At 67.9% G+C, this 15,496-nt stretch carries 14 protein-coding genes; 3 read left to right on the top strand and 11 right to left on the bottom strand.

Features of this window, described 5'->3' with window-relative positions; genetic code table 11:
- The first annotated feature begins 9 nt into the window (after window positions 1–9).
- Together ACWPXE_RS19320 and ACWPXE_RS19315 are read left to right on the top strand one after the other, a co-directional pair.
- Window positions 10–2,961, top strand: a complete 2,952-nt coding sequence (locus ACWPXE_RS19320) for an ATP-binding protein (protein ID WP_454019064.1) — start codon at window positions 10–12, stop codon at window positions 2,959–2,961.
- A 257-nt stretch (window positions 2,962–3,218) separates the two neighbouring features.
- Window positions 3,219–4,559 (top strand): DUF1329 domain-containing protein, encoded by a 1,341-nt coding sequence (locus ACWPXE_RS19315; RefSeq protein ID WP_454019063.1) that lies wholly within the window; start codon window positions 3,219–3,221, stop codon window positions 4,557–4,559.
- A gap of 49 nt (window positions 4,560–4,608) precedes the next feature.
- Here the strand turns inward: ACWPXE_RS19315 and ACWPXE_RS19310 are convergent, their stop codons facing one another.
- Window positions 4,609–4,833: a hypothetical protein gene (locus tag ACWPXE_RS19310; protein ID WP_014241688.1), complete on the bottom strand. Its 225-nt coding sequence runs from the start codon at window positions 4,831–4,833 to the stop codon at window positions 4,609–4,611.
- Window positions 4,830–5,300 carry a Fur family transcriptional regulator gene (locus ACWPXE_RS19305; RefSeq protein ID WP_454019062.1) on the bottom strand — a complete coding sequence of 157 codons (471 nt, stop codon included), beginning with the start codon at window positions 5,298–5,300 and terminating at the stop codon, window positions 4,830–4,832. The genes ACWPXE_RS19310 and ACWPXE_RS19305 overlap by 4 nt, the downstream gene beginning before the upstream one ends.
- Before the next feature lie 463 nt (window positions 5,301–5,763).
- Here ACWPXE_RS19305 and ACWPXE_RS19300 point away from each other — a divergent pair, with 463 nt between their 5' ends.
- Window positions 5,764–7,200: a DEAD/DEAH box helicase gene (locus ACWPXE_RS19300; RefSeq protein ID WP_200484673.1), complete on the top strand. Its 1,437-nt coding sequence runs from the start codon at window positions 5,764–5,766 to the stop codon at window positions 7,198–7,200.
- 37 nt (window positions 7,201–7,237) lie between these two features.
- On the opposite strand, the gene ACWPXE_RS19295 is transcribed toward ACWPXE_RS19300, so the two are convergent.
- From ACWPXE_RS19295 to ACWPXE_RS19255, 9 genes are all read right to left on the bottom strand, one after another.
- Window positions 7,238–7,747, bottom strand: a complete 510-nt coding sequence (locus ACWPXE_RS19295) for a hypothetical protein (RefSeq protein ID WP_454019061.1) — start codon at window positions 7,745–7,747, stop codon at window positions 7,238–7,240.
- Window positions 7,748–8,008: 261 nt separating this feature from the next.
- A complete protein-coding gene (locus tag ACWPXE_RS19290) occupies window positions 8,009–8,638 on the bottom strand; it encodes a calcium-binding protein (protein ID WP_454019060.1) in 630 nt (209 codons plus the stop codon).
- A gap of 441 nt (window positions 8,639–9,079) precedes the next feature.
- The gene (locus ACWPXE_RS19285; protein WP_349600925.1) at window positions 9,080–9,514 is read right to left on the bottom strand and encodes a VOC family protein; all 435 of its coding nucleotides are present in this window, start codon (window positions 9,512–9,514) and stop codon (window positions 9,080–9,082) included.
- Between the two features lie 114 nt (window positions 9,515–9,628).
- Window positions 9,629–10,234 (bottom strand): glutathione transferase GstA, encoded by a 606-nt coding sequence (gene gstA, locus ACWPXE_RS19280; RefSeq protein ID WP_454019059.1) that lies wholly within the window; start codon window positions 10,232–10,234, stop codon window positions 9,629–9,631.
- Window positions 10,235–10,320: 86 nt separating this feature from the next.
- Window positions 10,321–11,406 carry a sn-glycerol-3-phosphate import ATP-binding protein UgpC gene (locus tag ACWPXE_RS19275; protein ID WP_454019058.1) on the bottom strand — a complete coding sequence of 362 codons (1,086 nt, stop codon included), beginning with the start codon at window positions 11,404–11,406 and terminating at the stop codon, window positions 10,321–10,323.
- 3 nt (window positions 11,407–11,409) lie between these two features.
- Complete coding sequence (gene ugpE / locus ACWPXE_RS19270) at window positions 11,410–12,282, bottom strand: sn-glycerol-3-phosphate ABC transporter permease UgpE (RefSeq protein WP_454019057.1); 873 nt, start codon at window positions 12,280–12,282, stop codon at window positions 11,410–11,412.
- Window positions 12,279–13,163 (bottom strand): sn-glycerol-3-phosphate ABC transporter permease UgpA, encoded by an 885-nt coding sequence (ugpA, locus tag ACWPXE_RS19265; RefSeq protein WP_454019056.1) that lies wholly within the window; start codon window positions 13,161–13,163, stop codon window positions 12,279–12,281. Before ugpA ends, ugpE begins: the two co-directional genes overlap by 4 nt.
- Before the next feature lie 230 nt (window positions 13,164–13,393).
- Complete coding sequence (gene ugpB / locus ACWPXE_RS19260; RefSeq protein WP_454019055.1) at window positions 13,394–14,731, bottom strand: sn-glycerol-3-phosphate ABC transporter substrate-binding protein UgpB; 1,338 nt, start codon at window positions 14,729–14,731, stop codon at window positions 13,394–13,396.
- Between the two features lie 314 nt (window positions 14,732–15,045).
- Complete coding sequence (locus ACWPXE_RS19255; protein ID WP_454019054.1) at window positions 15,046–15,438, bottom strand: hypothetical protein; 393 nt, start codon at window positions 15,436–15,438, stop codon at window positions 15,046–15,048.
- Window positions 15,439–15,496: the final 58 nt, after the last annotated feature.

Genomic DNA, 15,496 nt, shown 5'->3' with positions numbered 1-15,496 from the left:
GGACGCAGCATGACCGACGAGCTGATCATGCCCGACACCGACCCCAACTCAGACGACGAGATCCTGTTCGCCGACGAGGAGGGCGAGGACGGGGACGACACCCCGCCCTGGCCCATCCTGGTGGTGGACGACGAGGACGACGTCCATTCCATGACCGCCCTCCTGCTGGACGACGTGGAGTTCCAGGGCCGCCGGCTGGAGCTGATCGGCTGCCGCTCCGCCGCCGAGGCGCGCGCCGTTCTGCGCGCCCGCCGGGACATCGCCGTCATCCTGCTGGACGTGGTGATGGAGGAGGAGGACGCCGGGCTGACGCTGGTCCGCTGGGTACGCGGCGTGCTGGGAAACCTCGACGTCCGCATCATCCTGCGCACCGGCCAGCCGGGGCAGGCGCCGCAGCGCGACGTGATCGTCGGCTGCGACATCAACGACTACAAGTCGAAGGCCGACCTGTCGGCGGAGGGGCTGTTCACCGCGGTGATCGCGGCGCTGCGCGCCTACGACCACATCCGCTTCATCGAGACCAAGGTGGCCGAACGCACGCACGAGCTGCGGCAGAGTCGCGAGCAGATGCGCGCCATCCTGGAGTCGAGCCCGGTCGGCGTCTGCGCCTACACCCACGACGGCGTCCTCGTGATGTGCAACGACCGGCTGGTCCATCTGCTGGGCGTGCCGAAGGAGCGGCTGATCGGCGTCTCCATCGCGGACCTGTTCATCGAGCCGGACAACACCGAGGCGCACGAGACGCACTGGACCTTCTTCCGCCGCTCGCTGCGCGACGCCGAGGTGCGGGTGCGGCGGGCCGACGGCTCCGTCTTCTGGGCGCTGGTGTCGGTGGACCCGACGCTGCTCGACGGCCGCCCGGTCCATCTCGCCTGGGTCTACGACATCACCCGGCGCAAGCTGGCCGAGCGCCGGATGGAACAGGCCAAGGAACAGGCGGAGCAGACGACCACCGCCAAGTCCGCCTTCCTCGCCACCATGAGCCACGAGATCCGCACCCCGATGAACGGCGTGCTGGGCATGCTGGAGTTGCTGGAGCGCACGCCGCTGGACGGCGGGCAGCGCGACACCGTGGCGACCATGCGGGAATCGGCGGCCTCGCTGCTGCGGATCATCGACGACATCCTCGACTTCTCGAAGATCGAGGCCGGCAAGATGGACCTGGAGCAGGTGCCCGTCTCCGTCCCCGCCCTGGTCGAAGGGGTGGCCGAGACGCTGGCCCCGGCGGCGCGGGCCAAGGGGCTGGCGCTGCTGACCTACGTGGACCCGGCGATCCCGCCGGCGCTGATCGGCGATCCGGTGCGGCTGCGCCAGATCCTGTTCAACCTGTGCGGCAACGCCATCAAGTTCACCGAGCGCGGGCGCATCGTCGTCCAGGCCACCCTGGCCGCCAGGATGGACGGCAACAGCCAGGGCGGCACCCGGCTGCGCATCGAGGTGGCGGACACCGGCATCGGCATTTCCGAGACGGCGCGCCGCCAGCTCTTCCAGCCCTTCACCCAGGCGGAAAGCTCGACCGCCCGGCGCTTCGGCGGCACCGGGCTGGGCCTGTCGATCAGCCGGCGGCTGGTCGCGCTGATGGGCGGGGAGATCGGGGTGGACAGCGCGCCGGGGGTGGGCTCCACCTTCTGGGTCGAGCTGACGCTGAGCGCCACGGCCGACGCCGCCCCGCCCGAGCCCCCGCCCGGTCCCGCGGCGGTGGACGAACCGGGCCTCTCCGGCCTGACCGTCCTGGTCGGCCTGCCGGACATGGAGGAGCGCCGGATCGTCGCCCACTATCTGGAAGCGGCCGGGGCACGCGTGCTGGCCGCCGGACAACCGGACGCCTTGGCCGAACAGGCCCGCATGGCCCAAACGGAACGCGGCGCCCTGAACGTCGTGGTGGTGGACGAGGCTCTGCACACCCCCGCCGCCGCCCAGGCGCCGCAATTGCTGGGCCGCCGCGTCGGGGAAGCGCAGGTGCCGACGGTGCTGCTGCAGGACCCCACCACCGTCGGCGGCCGCCTCGCCGACGGATCGGTCCCGGTGAGCCGACCGGTCCGCCGCACGCCCCTGGTGCGCGCCGTGGCGGTGGCCGCCGGGCGCGCCCTGACGGACGCCGCATCCGGCGAAGACCCGCCGCCCGCCGTGCGCTGCGCCCCGGCCGTGCTGAGTCCGGAGCGCGCCATCACCGAGGCGGAGGCCCGCGGGCGGCTGATCCTGGTGGCGGAGGACAACGCCATCAACCGGAAAGTCCTGCAGATGCAGCTCACCTCGCTGGGCCACACGGCGGAGCTGACCAACGGCGGGGCGGAGGCCCTGGCCGCACTGGGGCGGCGGCGCTACGCCCTGCTGCTGACCGACATCCAGATGCCCGAAGGGGACGGGGTCGAGCTGACCCGCCGCATCCGCGCGGCGGAGCGCGCCACCGGCGCCCATCTGCCGATCGTCGCCCTGACCGCCAACGCCGCCCCGGCGGACATCGAGAGCTACCGCGCGGCCGGCATGGACGAGGCGCTGAGCAAGCCGCTGGATCTGGCGAAGCTCGACGCCGCGCTGTCCCGCTTCCTACCGCCCGCAGTGGCCGACCCGGTGGCACCCTCCCGGTCCTCCCCACCCGCGACGACCCCGCAGCTCGACCAGCCCCCGATCGACCTCGATGTCCTGCGCCGGCTCTGCGGCGACGACCGGGCGCTGATGGACGAGCTGCTGAACGACTTCGTCGGGATCGGCCGCCACATCGCGGACGAGGTCAGCGACGCCGTCGCCGCGCGGAACGGAACGGCGATCCATGCCGGCGCCCACAATCTGAAGGGCTGCTCCCGCAACGCCGGGGCGACGCCGCTCGGCGACGCGGCGCAGGCGCTGGAGCAGGCGGTGATGCAGGACGTCCCGTGGGAGCGGGTGACCGCGCTGGCCGCGGCGCTTGAGCAGGCGATGCGGGAGGTCGAACGATTCATCGCCGCGGCGTCGGAGCCCTGAACGCCCCTTAAAGCGAACTTCCGTTCGCTTTAGACTCATATCGCCTCATTCGCCGGCTCTCAGCGGATGCCGATGGCATCCGCCTGCCGCCAGCGGGAACTCTGTTCCCGCGAGAGGCGGACTCCGGTCGCATGTGCGACCGGGACCGCCGCCGCGGTCCGAAGCGGATTGCAATCCGCTTTAAACACCCTTTGTCCGTTCGAACCGGCGCGCGATTGGGGTATCGTCCCCGCGACCCGCCACGCCGCGAGACGCGCATGAACCGCCGCCAGTTCTCCAGCCTGCTGCTCTCCTTGCCGGTGCTCCCCTACGCGGCCCCGATCGCCGCGCAGGAGAAGGTTCCTGCCCTGGGAGAGGAACTGACCCCCTTCGGCGCGGTGCGCGGCCCCAGCCGAACGCGGGCCATCCCGCCTTGGAAGGGAGGGCTGACCCGTGTCCCCAACGGCTGGAAGCCGGGCACCCATCTGCCCGACCCCTACGACGAGGATGGGCGCTGGTTCACCGTGGGTCCGGCGGATCTGGACCGCTACAAGGTCCGCCTGTCCGCCGGCCTGCAGGCGATGCTGACCAAGTATCCGTCCTTCGAGATCCCGGTCTTCCCCAGCAACCGCAGCGCCGCCGCTCCCCAGCGCGTCTACGACGAAACGATCGAGAACGCCCGGCGCGCCAAGCTGGGCGAGAACGGTCTGGCGTTGAGCGGGGCGCGGGTGGGCGTGCCCTTCCCCATCCCGGCCAACGGCGTGCAGGCGATGTGGAACCACATCCTGCGCTGGCGCGGCAATTCCTTCAGCCGCACCGGCGCCACCGTCCTGCCGGAATCCGGCGGCATCTACACCGCGGCGGTCTACCGCGAGGACTGGCAATCCAGCTACGCCGCCGGGATCGACGGCGGCCGCCCCTTTCACTACCGCCGCACCACCCTGATGCCCAAGGCGGAGGCCGGGACCACCCTGCTGCTGCACGGCACGCTGAACCCGATCCAGGCCGGTTTCGCCGCTTGGTTCCGGCAGGGGGAAACCGGCAAGCCCGTCCGCGCGCCCGACTTCGTCTACGACACGCCGGACCCGGCCAGCGGCGGCATCCGCACCGCCGACATGCTGGACATGTTCGGCGGACCGCTCGACCGTTTCGACTTCGCGCTGGTGACGCGCCGGGAGATGTATGTGCCCTACAACGCCAGCCGGATGAACACGCCCAATCTGGCTCCGGCGGATTTCCTGTGGCTGGGCCATCCCAACCCACAGTTCCTGCGCTACGAAATGCACCGGGTGTGGATCGTCGAGGCGCGGCTGAAATCCGGCTTCCGCCATGCCCTGCCGGAACGCACCTATTATCTGGACGAGGATTCCTGGCAGATCGTCATGGCCGACCATTACGACGCCAAGGGCGATCTGGTCCGCTACGCGGAGGCGCACGGGATCGCCTATCCCCAGGTGCCCGTCTTCGCCCCGGCCTTGGAGATCACCTACGACCTCACGGGCGACCGCTATGTGGTGAACGGCCTCGACAACCAGCTCGCCCCGCCGGACTTCGCCAAGCCCCTGCGGCCCGAGGACTTCGCCACCGACACGCTGGAACGCAAGCGGCGGCCCTGGTGAGAGATTGGCAGAGTGAGATGGGCGGAGAGAGACGGGCGCCGGGCGGCGGTCAGTGCCGGACCGGGCCGGCGACCCATTGGCTGACGATGGTTTCCGCCTGGAAGGGCGGGGTTTCGGGATGGTGGTAGCGGAAGACGGTCACCGCCGCTTCCAGCGCGTAGCGCTCCGGCTGGCCGCAGTCGCACAGGCCGGCGTAGCAGCGCTGGACCGCGTCGCGGCAATTCAGGCTCACCGCCGGGTAGGGGTCGATCGTCAGCCAGCGCATGCTCTTCATCGACGCTCCCCGCCTTCCCCAGAGTTGCCGTCCAGCGCGTCGCCACCGTCGAGAGACACGCTGTCGAGCGGAACGCCGTAGATTTCCAGCCGGTGACCGACGATGCGGTAGCCCAGCTCCCGCGCGATGCGCTCCTTCAGCGCCTCCAGCTCCGGGCTGGCGAATTCGATGATCCGCCCGCTGCGCGTGTCGATCAGGTGGTGGTGATGGTCGGTGGACGCCTCTTCATAGCGGGCGCGGCCGTCGCCCAGGTCCACCTTCTCGATCACCTGCGCGTCTTCCAGGAGGCGCATGGTCCGGTAGACCGTGGCGATGGAAATGCGCGGGTCGATCAGGATGGCGCGGCGGTGGACCTCCTCCACGTCGGGATGGTCCTCCGACTCCGACAGGACCTGGGAGATGACCCGGCGCTGGCCGGTCATCTTCAGTCCCTTTTCCAGGCACAAGGATTCGAGACGCGACGTCATTGCCCCACCGCCTTTGCCATCCGTTGCGGCGCCGTGTCCCGCGATCCGGGGCGCCATGCTGCAGCGCCGATCATAATACTGAAATTCATTCGCAATCCTATACCCCGTTTTTTTGTCCGGGAATTAACGCGGCAAAAAGCCGCACTCCGCGCAAAGCGACACCTCCCGCCCCCACTGTCCTCCGCCATGGCCGCCCGACCCAGGGACATTTCCGGTCCGGAACGCGGCCAAGGCCCTTGTTTGCTTGCCAAAAGCCGCCCCACCGCCTATGTGTGGTCGGTCGATTTTGCTTTGGGGTTGCCGGCTCCTCGTCGTCCCGGTACCGGCGCCGCTTGCGCCTTCCCACGGTGAATTGATGGCTCCGCGCACTCCCGCGGCGGAGCGCCCCAAGCCACGCCGCCCCGGCACCGTCCGGGCACGGCCCAGGTGCAGCCTCTGTTCACGTGACCAGGACCCTCCCCGTATGACCGAATTCAGTGGCCTCGGCCTGATCGAGCCCCTTCTGCGCGCCGTCGCCGAAGAGGGTTACCAGACCGCCACGCCGATCCAGGCCGGCGCCATCCCCGTTCTTCTGGAAGGCCGCGACGTGCTCGGCCTCGCCCAGACCGGCACCGGCAAGACCGCCGCCTTCACCCTGCCGATCCTGCAGCGGCTGTTCCAGAACAAGAAGCGGACGCAGGCCAAGGCGCCGCGCACGCTGATCCTGACGCCGACGCGCGAACTGGCGCTGCAGATCGGCGAGAGCTTCCGCACCTACGGCCGGCACCTGCCGATCCGCCGCACGGTGATCCACGGCGGCGTCGGGCAGAGCCCGCAGGTCGCCGCACTCGCCCGCGGCATCGACGTGCTGGTGGCGACTCCGGGCCGCCTGCTGGACCTGATGGCCCAGAAGCAGTGCGTGCTCGACCAGGTCGAGATCTTCGTCCTGGACGAGGCCGACCGCATGCTCGACATGGGCTTCATCCGCGATGTGCGGAAGGTGGTCGCGGTCCTGCCGAAGCAGCGCCAGACCCTGCTGTTCTCCGCCACCATGCCGGAAGCCGTGGTCGAGCTGGCGCACAGCATCCTGACCGACGCCGAGCGGATCGAGGTGGCGCCGCAGTCCACCACGGTGGAGCGCATCGCCCAGCGCGTGCTGTTCGTGGACCGCGCCGACAAGCGCCGCCTGCTCGCCGACCTCCTCCAGGAGGGCGCCATGGAGCGGACGATCGTCTTCGCCCGCACCAAGCACGGCGCCGACCGCATCGCCGACCATCTGAAGAAGGCCGGCGTTCCGGCCGACGCGATCCACGGCGACAAGTCGCAGTCGGCCCGCGTGCGCGCGCTGGAATCCTTCCGCAGCGGCGACCTGAAGGCGCTGGTGGCGACCGACATCGCGGCGCGCGGCATCGACATCGACGGCATCACGCACGTCATCAACTTCGACCTGCCGAACGAGCCGGAAAGCTACGTCCACCGCATCGGCCGCACCGCCCGCGCCGGCACCGACGGCAGCGCGGTGTCCTTCTGCGACGCGGAGGAGGTGGCCTATCTGAAGGCCATCGAGAAGACCATCCGCCAGCCGGTCCCGGCGGACCACGACCATCCCTACCACGCGTCGGTGGTGGCGGCGATCCACGCCTCCTCGGCCAAGCCGCCGAAGCCGGCGCCCAAGCAGCCCCGTCCGGGCCGCGGCCAGCCCCAGCAGCAGCCGGGTGGCGGCAAGCCGCAGGGCCAGAGGGCTCAGGCGCCGAAGGCCCAGGGTGCGAAGCCGCAGGCGCCGCAGGGCGCGCGGGTTGCCGGCGCCACCGGCGACCAGCCGTTGAAGGCCAAGGTGTCGGCCAACCAGCAGAACCGCCACAACCGCCGCCCGGCCCCGCACGGCGGCCAGCCGGGCGGGAACAAGCGGTCCGCGGCCTGAGTCCAAGCAACCTGTGCCTGTTGGGTGCGCGGCGGGATCACCGCCCGCCGCGCACCGCGCGATTTGCCACGGCCTGCTCGTCGATCACCGCGCCACGGGTCGGCGCAGCGCCGCTGTCGCCGTAGCGCTGGACCTGGGCGCTCCCGCCGAGCTGTTTGGCGATGGCCGCGGCGATCACGTCCCGCCGCTGCGCTTCGGACAGGGCGGCGGTCTGCCGCTCCAGCACGGACCAGTCGAGCCGCGCCGCAAGCCCGTTGCTCATCTGCGTCTGGCCGTCCCGCCAGACGGCGGCGACGACCTGACCGCCCTGCCGGAACACGGTGTGCGCCTGCACGGCGCGGCTGCGTGCCGCGACTGCCGGGTCCACGGCGTTGGGATCACCGGCGATCCTCATCTGCTGCTGAAAGGCGGAATCGCCGACCCCGACCCGCGCCATCATCTCCGGCGTGGCCTTGGTCGCCGCCGAAAAGCGGGTGCCCCCGCCACCGTTCAGTGCGTACGCGCCTGACGGGCCATATCCCGGCGCGGAGATGGACAGGCTGCTCATGAAACACCCCCTGGTTGATCGTTGACTCCCCCTCGGCAACTTCCCCCTTAGCAGTTTCCGTGCCATCGCCGGCAGCGCCTGACCGCAGGCATCCGCCACGGCGGAAGGGGGGCGGAAGGGACGGTGGACCGGATGCGCAGAGCCGAATTTTCCCAGCGAGGGTGAAAGAAATGCCGATGGCGTCGAACCATTTCCTTGCCCATCAAAGAAAAGCCGCCGCGATGGCCGCGGCGGCTTTGCCGTTTCGTGACGATGGGCCGGTCAGAGCAGCGTCGTCAGATTGACTGCGTAAGAGTCGGAGCTGTAAAGATACTCGATGGTGTTGTTGCCACCCAGATAGAAGTCCTGGATGATCACGCCATCATTCAGATAGCCGTCGCTGAAATCGGCCACGCTGGAGATCCACAGGTCGTTGCTTCCCGTCGGACGGAAGAAGGCGAGGTTCGCCATCGTCACATCGGTGAAGTACACGACGTCGGACGTTCCGCCGCCATAGCCCGGCATTCCGGCTTCCGACTTGTCATCGTTGATGAGATCGACGCCGCCATTCGCCGAATGATAATAGACGTCGTTGCCCGCCCCGCCATACAGCGTGTCGTCACCGGCTTCGCCCAGCAGGTGATCGTTCCCCGAACTGGCCAGAAGGCTGTCGCTCCCGTTGCCGCCATACAGCGTGTCGTTGCCGTCGTCGCCGACCAGAATGTCGTTTCCATTGAAACCGTAGAGGAGATCGGCACCGCTCCCCCCCTGGATCACGTCAGGATAGCTGCTGCCATACACGGTGTCGTTGCCTGCACCCGCGGCCGAGCCGTTGGCGGTCTCGTACTGCCCGGGAACCAATCCCCGCAAATCGATCACTTCGGACGCGGACGTTCCATTGATGACGCTCATGTCGATTCCCCACTTATTTCATGCATCTTCCAATGAATGTTCGGAGAATCTTTTCATTTGACCGACCGCCGGCGTTCGCCGATCGGTTGATCATGTTCTCCGAACAAAGGCTCCTCACCCGTGTTCGCTCATGCACACAACAGCACGTGGCTGAACATTGTTTGGCGGATGCTCTCCGAGCAAGATCTGTCATGAGCAAAATAAAGAGTCAACAACAATAAAATGCACACAAGGGCATTATTTTCATTACTTATCTATCTAATCAAAAACAGAATACAAAAGCAGGACAACGAACAGCGTGCTTGCGTCGGTGATATTTCACTTTTTCTTTTGTCGATACACGAATGAAATGAGGAAATAATCGCGTGTCGACATGAAAAAGCCCTCCGCCCGATGGGGAGGAGGGCCAAGCGTGATTGGCATGGACTCATGCCGCCGGCATCACCGCGCGAAAATCTGCCCCATGTCCTGGAAGCTCTTGAACTCAAGGGCGTTCCCGCTCGGATCGAGGAAGAACATGGTGGCCTGCTCGCCCGCCTGACCCTTGAAGCGGATCTGCGGCTCGATGAGGAATCGCACGCCTTCGGCCTTCAGCCTGTCGGCCAGCGCGTGCCAGTCGTCCCAGTCCAGGATCACGCCGAAATGGCTGGCCGGCACGTCCTCGCCATCGACCGGGTTGGTGGCGCGGGTTCCGGCATCCTCCGTCACATGAGCCACCACCTGATGGCCGTACAGGTCGAAGTCGATCCAACGATCGGACTCACGCCCCACCCCGCAGCCCAGCAGGCCGGCGTAGAAGGCGCGCGCCTCCTCCTTGTCGCGAACGGGGAAGGCGAGGTGGAAGGGCGGAACGGGTTTGCGGTCGGTTGCGCTCATGCTCGTCGGGGTCTTCGCCCCCTCCCTGCTGGTGATTGCCTGAGCAGCCTACTCGGGTAATCACCAGCCTGTCTCGGGATCGAACAGGTGTGCCTCTCCCCATCCGGCAAGAGGTCAGGCGATCCCTTCCGCCGCCAGAGCCGCGGCCACCGCCGGGCGCGCGGCGACGCGGGCCATGTAGGCGGTGATGTTCGGGCAGCCGTCCAGCGGCAGGCCGACCCGCGGCGCCCAGCGCAGCACCGTAAAGCAATAGGCGTCGGCCACCGTAAAGCGGTCACCCGTCAGGTAATCCTTGCCGGTCAGCCCGGCCTCCACCACCGCGAACTTGGCCGTCAGCGTCTGCTTGGCGATGTCCTTGAAGGCGTCCGGCGTGGTCGGACGGAACAGCGGGCTGAAGGTCTTGTGCAACTCCGTGCCGATGAAGTTCAGCCACTCCAGCACGCGGTAACGCTCCATCGTCCCGACGGCGGGCAGCAGACCGGTCTCCGGCACGCGGTCGGCGATGCACTGCACGATGGCGGCGCCCTCGGTCAGGATGGCGCCGTCGTCGAACGCCAGCGTCGGCACCTGGCCCTTCGGGTTGACGGCCAGGAAATCGCTGCCGTCCTCCAGTGTCTTGGCAACGAGGTCGACGGCCGCGACATCGAAGGCCAGACCGCTTTCGCGCAGGACGATGTGCGGCGACAGCGAGCAGGCGCCCGGCTTCAGGTAGAGCTTCATGACGTTTCTTATCCTTGTTTCCGGCGGGACATGACGGATCGACAGTGGGGCACGGGACACGGGCGATTGCAACCGCCCCACCCCGTTCAATCCGGCAAACGCCGTCCGCTCTCCGAGTCGAACAGGTGCAGGGCGTCGGGCGGCGCGCCGACGCGCAGGGTTTCGCCCTCGCGGCAGAACGGCAGGCCGGCGACTCGGACCACCATCCCCTCGCCGTCCGGCAGGCGGCCGTAGACCACCGTGTCGGCGCCCAGGGCCTCCACCAGATCGACCGTGACGATCAGCGGCCCGTCGCCGGGCGTGCCCAAATTTTCTGGGGCCAGATGCTCCGGCCGTACGCCGAGCTTGACCGGCCGCCCGGCCATGTCGGGCCGCGGGCGCGGCAGGACGAAAGCGGTGCCGCCGGGCAGCACCACCCCCTGCCCGGCGGCGTCGAAGCGCGCGTCCAGCACGTTCATCGGCGGCGACCCGATGAAGCCGGCCACGAACAGGCTGGCCGGACGCTGGTAGACCTCCAGCGGTGTGCCGACCTGCTCGGCCACCCCGTGATTCATCACCAGGATGCGGTCGGCCAGCGTCATCGCCTCGACCTGATCGTGCGTCACGTAGAGGCTGGTGATGCCCAGCCGGTCCTGGAGCCGCTTGATCTCGACGCGCATCTGGGTGCGCAGCTTGGCGTCCAGGTTCGACAGCGGCTCGTCGAACAGGAAGGCGGCGGGCTCGCGCACGATGGCGCGGCCCATGGCGACGCGCTGCCGCTGCCCGCCGGAAAGCTGGCTGGGCCGGCGGTCGAGGAAGCGGTTCAGCTCCAGGATCTCCGCGGCCTTGGCGACGCGGGCCTGGATATCCGCCTTGGGCAGGCCACGGATCTTCAAGCCGTAGGCCATGTTGTCGAACACGCTCATGTGCGGGTAGAGCGCGTAGTTCTGGAACACCATGGCAATGTCGCGGTCCTTGGGCTCCAGCTTGTTGACCACCCGCCCGCCGATGGCGATCTCGCCGCCGGTGATGCTCTCCAGCCCGGCGACCATGCGCAGCAGCGTGGACTTGCCGCAGCCCGAGGGGCCGAGCAGCACGAGGAACTCCCCATCCGCGACGCTGATGTCGATGCCCTTGATGGCCTCGACGGCGCCGTAGGACTTGCGGACCCGATTCAGATCGACCGTTGCCATTTCTTATTTCTCACTGTCCACAAGGCCTTTGACGAACCAACGCTGCATCAGCACGACCACCGCCACCGGCGGCAGCATGGCCAGCACCGTCGTCGCCATGATGAGGTTCCAGTCGGTCGCGGCCTCGCCGTTGCCGATCATCTTGGTGATGCCGATGACCACCGTCTCCATCTCCGCGCTGTTGGTGATCAGCAGCGGCCAGAGATACTGGTTCCAGCCATAGATGAAGAGGATGACGAACAGCGCCGCGATGTTGGTGCGCGACAGGGGCAGCACCACGTCCACGAAGAAGCGCAGCGCCCCCGCCCCGTCGATCTTCGCGGCCTCCACCAGCTCGTCCGGGATGGTCAGGAAGAATTGCCGGAACAGCAGCGTCGCCGTGGCCGAGGCGATCAGCGGGATGGTCAGCCCGGCGTAGCTGTCGATCAGCCCGAGGTTGGCCACCACCTCGTAGGTCGGGATGATCCGCACCTCCACCGGCAGCATCAGCGTGATGAAGATCATCCAGAAGAAGACCATGCGCAGCGGGAAGCGGAAAAAGGCCACCGCGTAGGCCGAGATGATCGAGATGGCGATCTTGCCCAGCGCGATGACCAGCGCCATGACGAGGCTGTTCCACATCATGATGCGCACGGGCGTGTGCATGACGCGGTTGCCCTGCGATTCGCTCCAGGCCGAGGCGTAGTTGTTCAGCATCTCCCCGCCGGGCGTCAGCGGCAGGTTGCCGCGCCCGATGGTGGCGGCGTCCCAGGTCGAACCGATGACCGTCACGTAGATCGGAAAGGCGAAGATCAGGACGCCCAGCATCAGGATCAGGTGCGGGACCATGTCCATCAGGCGCCCGCCGGAGCGCGGGGTGTCGCGGTCGCGGTTCATGAGTAATGCACCTTGCGCTCGACGAAGCGGAACTGGATGGCGGTCAGCGCGATGACGATGACCATCAGGATCACCGACTGCGCCGAGGAGCCGCCCAGGTCGTGGTTGACCACGCCGTCCTGGTAGACGCGGAAGATCAGCGTCTCCGTGGCCTTGCCCGGCCCGCCATGGGTCAGGGCGTGGATCGTGCCGAAGGTCTCGAAGAAGGCATAGACGATGTTCACCACCAGCAGGAAGAAGGTGGTCGGCGACAGCAGCGGGAAGGTGATCGTCCAGAAGCGGCGCACCGCCCCCGCCCCGTCGATGCTCGCCGCCTCCAGCACGGAGCGCGGGATGGCCTGCAGCCCGGCCAGGAAGAAGATGAAGTTGTAGGAGACCTGTTTCCAGCTCGCCGCCAGGATGACCATGGTCAGCGCCTGCCCGTCGTTCAGCCGGTAGTCCCAGGCGTAGCCGAGGTTGTTCAGCGCGCGGCCCAGGATGCCGATGTCCGGGTTGAAGATGAACATCCACAGCACCGCCGCCACCGCGGGCGCCAGCGCGTAGGGCCAGATCAGCAGCGTCTTGTAGGCGGACGCCGCCCGGATCTTCGCATCGGCCAGCACCGCCAGCCCCAGCGCGGAGACCAGCGACAGGAGGGTCACCGACGCGCTGAAGACGATGGTGGTCTTGACCGTCTCCAGATAGTTCGGGTCGCTCAGCACCGCCTGGAAATTCTCCAGCCCGACGAACTGGCTGCGCAGCCCGAAGGCGTCCTGGAGATGCACCGACTGCCACAGCGCCTGCGCCGCCGGCCAGATGAAGAAGATCAACGTCACCGCCACCTGCGGCGCCAGCAGCAGGTAGGGCAACGCCCTGTTGTCGAAAATCACGCGACGTTGCATGGAATCCCTTTCAACCCTCTCCCCTCTGGCGAGAGGGCAGCCCGAAGGGCCTCTCGCGCTGGCCTATGGCCAGCGCTGACGGCGTCAGGCGGATGCCTATGGGCATCCGCTGAGAGCCGGTGAGGGGGTTGCGCGTTTCCGGCACGTCCGGCAAAAGCGCAACCCCCTCACCCTTAACCCTCTCCCCAGGGGGGAGAGGGGATATGACGTCGGGTTTTGGCCCGTGTTGCTCAGTTCTTGTTGGCGCGCTCGAAGTTGCGCAGGACCGTGTCGCCGCGCTTCACCGCGTTGTCCAGCGCCTGCTGGGCGGTCTGCTGGCCCTGGAACGCCCGCTCCATCTCCTCCTGGATGATGTTGCGGATTTCCGGCAGGTTGCCCAGCCGCAGCCCCATGGTGTTCTCCGTGGTGGCGGTGCGGGTCAACTGCTCCGCCGGCACCTCGGCGCCGGGGTTCTTGTCGTAGAAGCCCTCCTTCTTCGCCATCTCGAAGCCCTGCAGCGTCACCGGGACGTAGCCGGTGTCCATGTGCCACTTGGCGTCCACCTCCGGGCGGGCGAGGTAGCTGAAGAAGGCGGCGACGGCCTTGTACTCGTCAGCGGTGCGCTTGGGCGAGGTCATCACCCAGAAGGCGGCGCCGCCGATGATCGAGTTCTTCGGCGAGGAAATGGCGTCCGGCCAGTAGGGCAGCGGAGCGGCGCCCCAATTGAATTTGGCCTCCTTGACGATGCGCCCGCGCAGGCCGGACGAGGCCTGGATCATCGCGCATTCGCCCGACGGGAACAGCGAGTCCGCGGCGTTGTCGCGGCCGCCGTAACGCAGCGCGCCTTCCTTCTGCAGGTCGATCAGCGTCTGGAGATGCTTCACGAAGAACGGGTCGTTGATCTTCAGCGTGGCGTTCAGCCCACCGAAGCCGTTGGCCTCCGACGCGAAGGGCTTGTCGTGGAGTGCGCCGACCTGCTCGAACTGCGTCCAGGTCGGCCAGGAGAAGGTCATCGGGCAGGTCACGCCCGCCGCCTTCAGCTTGCGCGCCGCGTCGGCCACCTCCGGCCAGGTCGCCGGCGGCTTGTTGGGGTCGAGCCCGGCCTTCTGGAAGGCGTCCTTGTTGTAGAAGGTGATGGTGGTGGAGCTGTTGAACGGTAGGGCCATCATCTTGCCGTCCTTGGAGCTGTAATAGCCCCGGACCGCCGGGATGTAGGCCGCGGCGTCGAGCCCCGACCCCGTCTCGCTCATCAGCTGGTGCACCGGCTTGATGGCCGGGCCGGCGGACAGCATGGTGGCGGTGCCGACCTCGAACATCTGCACGACGTGCGGGGCGTTGCCGGCGCGGAAGGCGGCGATGGCCGCCTGCATCGTCTCCGGATAGCTGCCCTTGAAGGTCGGGTTGACCTGGACCTTGTCCTGGCTGTCGTTGAAGCCCTTCACCACCTGCTCGAGCTGGCCCCCGAGCGGCTGGGGCAGGCCATGCCAGAATTCGACGACGGTTTTCTGCTGGGCGTAAGCGGCGCCGGTGAAACCGGCGGCGAGCGCGAAGGCGGCCGTCGAGACGGCGAGCTTGCGGCGGGTCAGCATGGTGGTCTCTCCCTGGAACCAATCGATTGCGTGATGTGCTGACATGCAGGGCGCGGGTTGCGGTCCCGCGACGGTCTTGTGAAGATTTGGTGACGTGTCCGGAACACGCGCGCAGGGGCGCGCCGCATCCGCTCCTGGCGGTTGCAACGTTGATCCTGCGTAAGGCATGGAACGGGACTTAAGGCGGTGGCGGATGTTGCGCCGACATTGATGATTTTCCTCCCCGCATGTGTGTTTCTTTTTTGCAAGCCTTAAGGACAGAGGGGGAGGCTGTCAATCAGCCGTACGTATCAGTACGGACTATCACCTTTACGTCATCTCTCGGGGTGCCATGTTTGGGCGAGTGCCCACAGCGCGGAGTCGTCCCGGCACAGGGACCCGGCCATCTGCGACAGGCTGTCCCCCATCAGGCCGGAGGAGCGCAGCAGGCAGTAGGACCGGCTCGGCGCCGACAGATAGAGCGACGCCGTCGGGGCCGCGACCGGCGGCGCGGGATACAGCGCGGCGGGCGGCGGGCAGTAGTAGGGCTGCGCACCGGGGTTGTAGCCGGGCACCAGCCGGTCCAGGCCGGGCCGGGGACCGAAGACACAGCCGCGCTGGTCCCAGTCCAGGCTCGTCGTCTGCGCGGCGGCGGGCAGGACGACGAAGACGGCCATCGTCATCCCCGCCAGACAACCGGCCAGCCGGCACCCTGCTTTGCGATGCATGCTTCCCTCCGATCCCAGGCCACGCCCGTGGCGCACCCAGACCATGACGCCGGGGCCG

The organism is Azospirillum sp. Marseille-Q6669, assembly GCF_965111635.1.
This window is presented reverse-complemented; position numbering and strand designations above follow the sequence as displayed.

Bases quoted from the DNA above. Each gene is read 5' to 3' on its own strand.
- ACWPXE_RS19320 (WP_454019064.1), top strand. From the start codon at position 10: ATGACCGACGAGCTGATCATGCCCGACACCGACCCCAACTCAGACGAC.
- ACWPXE_RS19315 (WP_454019063.1), top strand. From the start codon at position 3,219: ATGAACCGCCGCCAGTTCTCCAGCCTGCTGCTCTCCTTGCCGGTGCTC.
- ACWPXE_RS19310 (WP_014241688.1), bottom strand. From the start codon at position 4,833: ATGAAGAGCATGCGCTGGCTGACGATCGACCCCTACCCGGCGGTGAGC.
- ACWPXE_RS19305 (WP_454019062.1), bottom strand. From the start codon at position 5,300: ATGACGTCGCGTCTCGAATCCTTGTGCCTGGAAAAGGGACTGAAGATG.
- ACWPXE_RS19300 (WP_200484673.1), top strand. From the start codon at position 5,764: ATGACCGAATTCAGTGGCCTCGGCCTGATCGAGCCCCTTCTGCGCGCC.
- ACWPXE_RS19295 (WP_454019061.1), bottom strand. From the start codon at position 7,747: ATGAGCAGCCTGTCCATCTCCGCGCCGGGATATGGCCCGTCAGGCGCG.
- ACWPXE_RS19290 (WP_454019060.1), bottom strand. From the start codon at position 8,638: ATGAGCGTCATCAATGGAACGTCCGCGTCCGAAGTGATCGATTTGCGG.
- ACWPXE_RS19285 (WP_349600925.1), bottom strand. From the start codon at position 9,514: ATGAGCGCAACCGACCGCAAACCCGTTCCGCCCTTCCACCTCGCCTTC.
- gstA (WP_454019059.1), bottom strand. From the start codon at position 10,234: ATGAAGCTCTACCTGAAGCCGGGCGCCTGCTCGCTGTCGCCGCACATC.
- ACWPXE_RS19275 (WP_454019058.1), bottom strand. From the start codon at position 11,406: ATGGCAACGGTCGATCTGAATCGGGTCCGCAAGTCCTACGGCGCCGTC.
- ugpE (WP_454019057.1), bottom strand. From the start codon at position 12,282: ATGAACCGCGACCGCGACACCCCGCGCTCCGGCGGGCGCCTGATGGAC.
- ugpA (WP_454019056.1), bottom strand. From the start codon at position 13,163: ATGCAACGTCGCGTGATTTTCGACAACAGGGCGTTGCCCTACCTGCTG.
- ugpB (WP_454019055.1), bottom strand. From the start codon at position 14,731: ATGCTGACCCGCCGCAAGCTCGCCGTCTCGACGGCCGCCTTCGCGCTC.
- ACWPXE_RS19255 (WP_454019054.1), bottom strand. From the start codon at position 15,438: ATGCATCGCAAAGCAGGGTGCCGGCTGGCCGGTTGTCTGGCGGGGATG.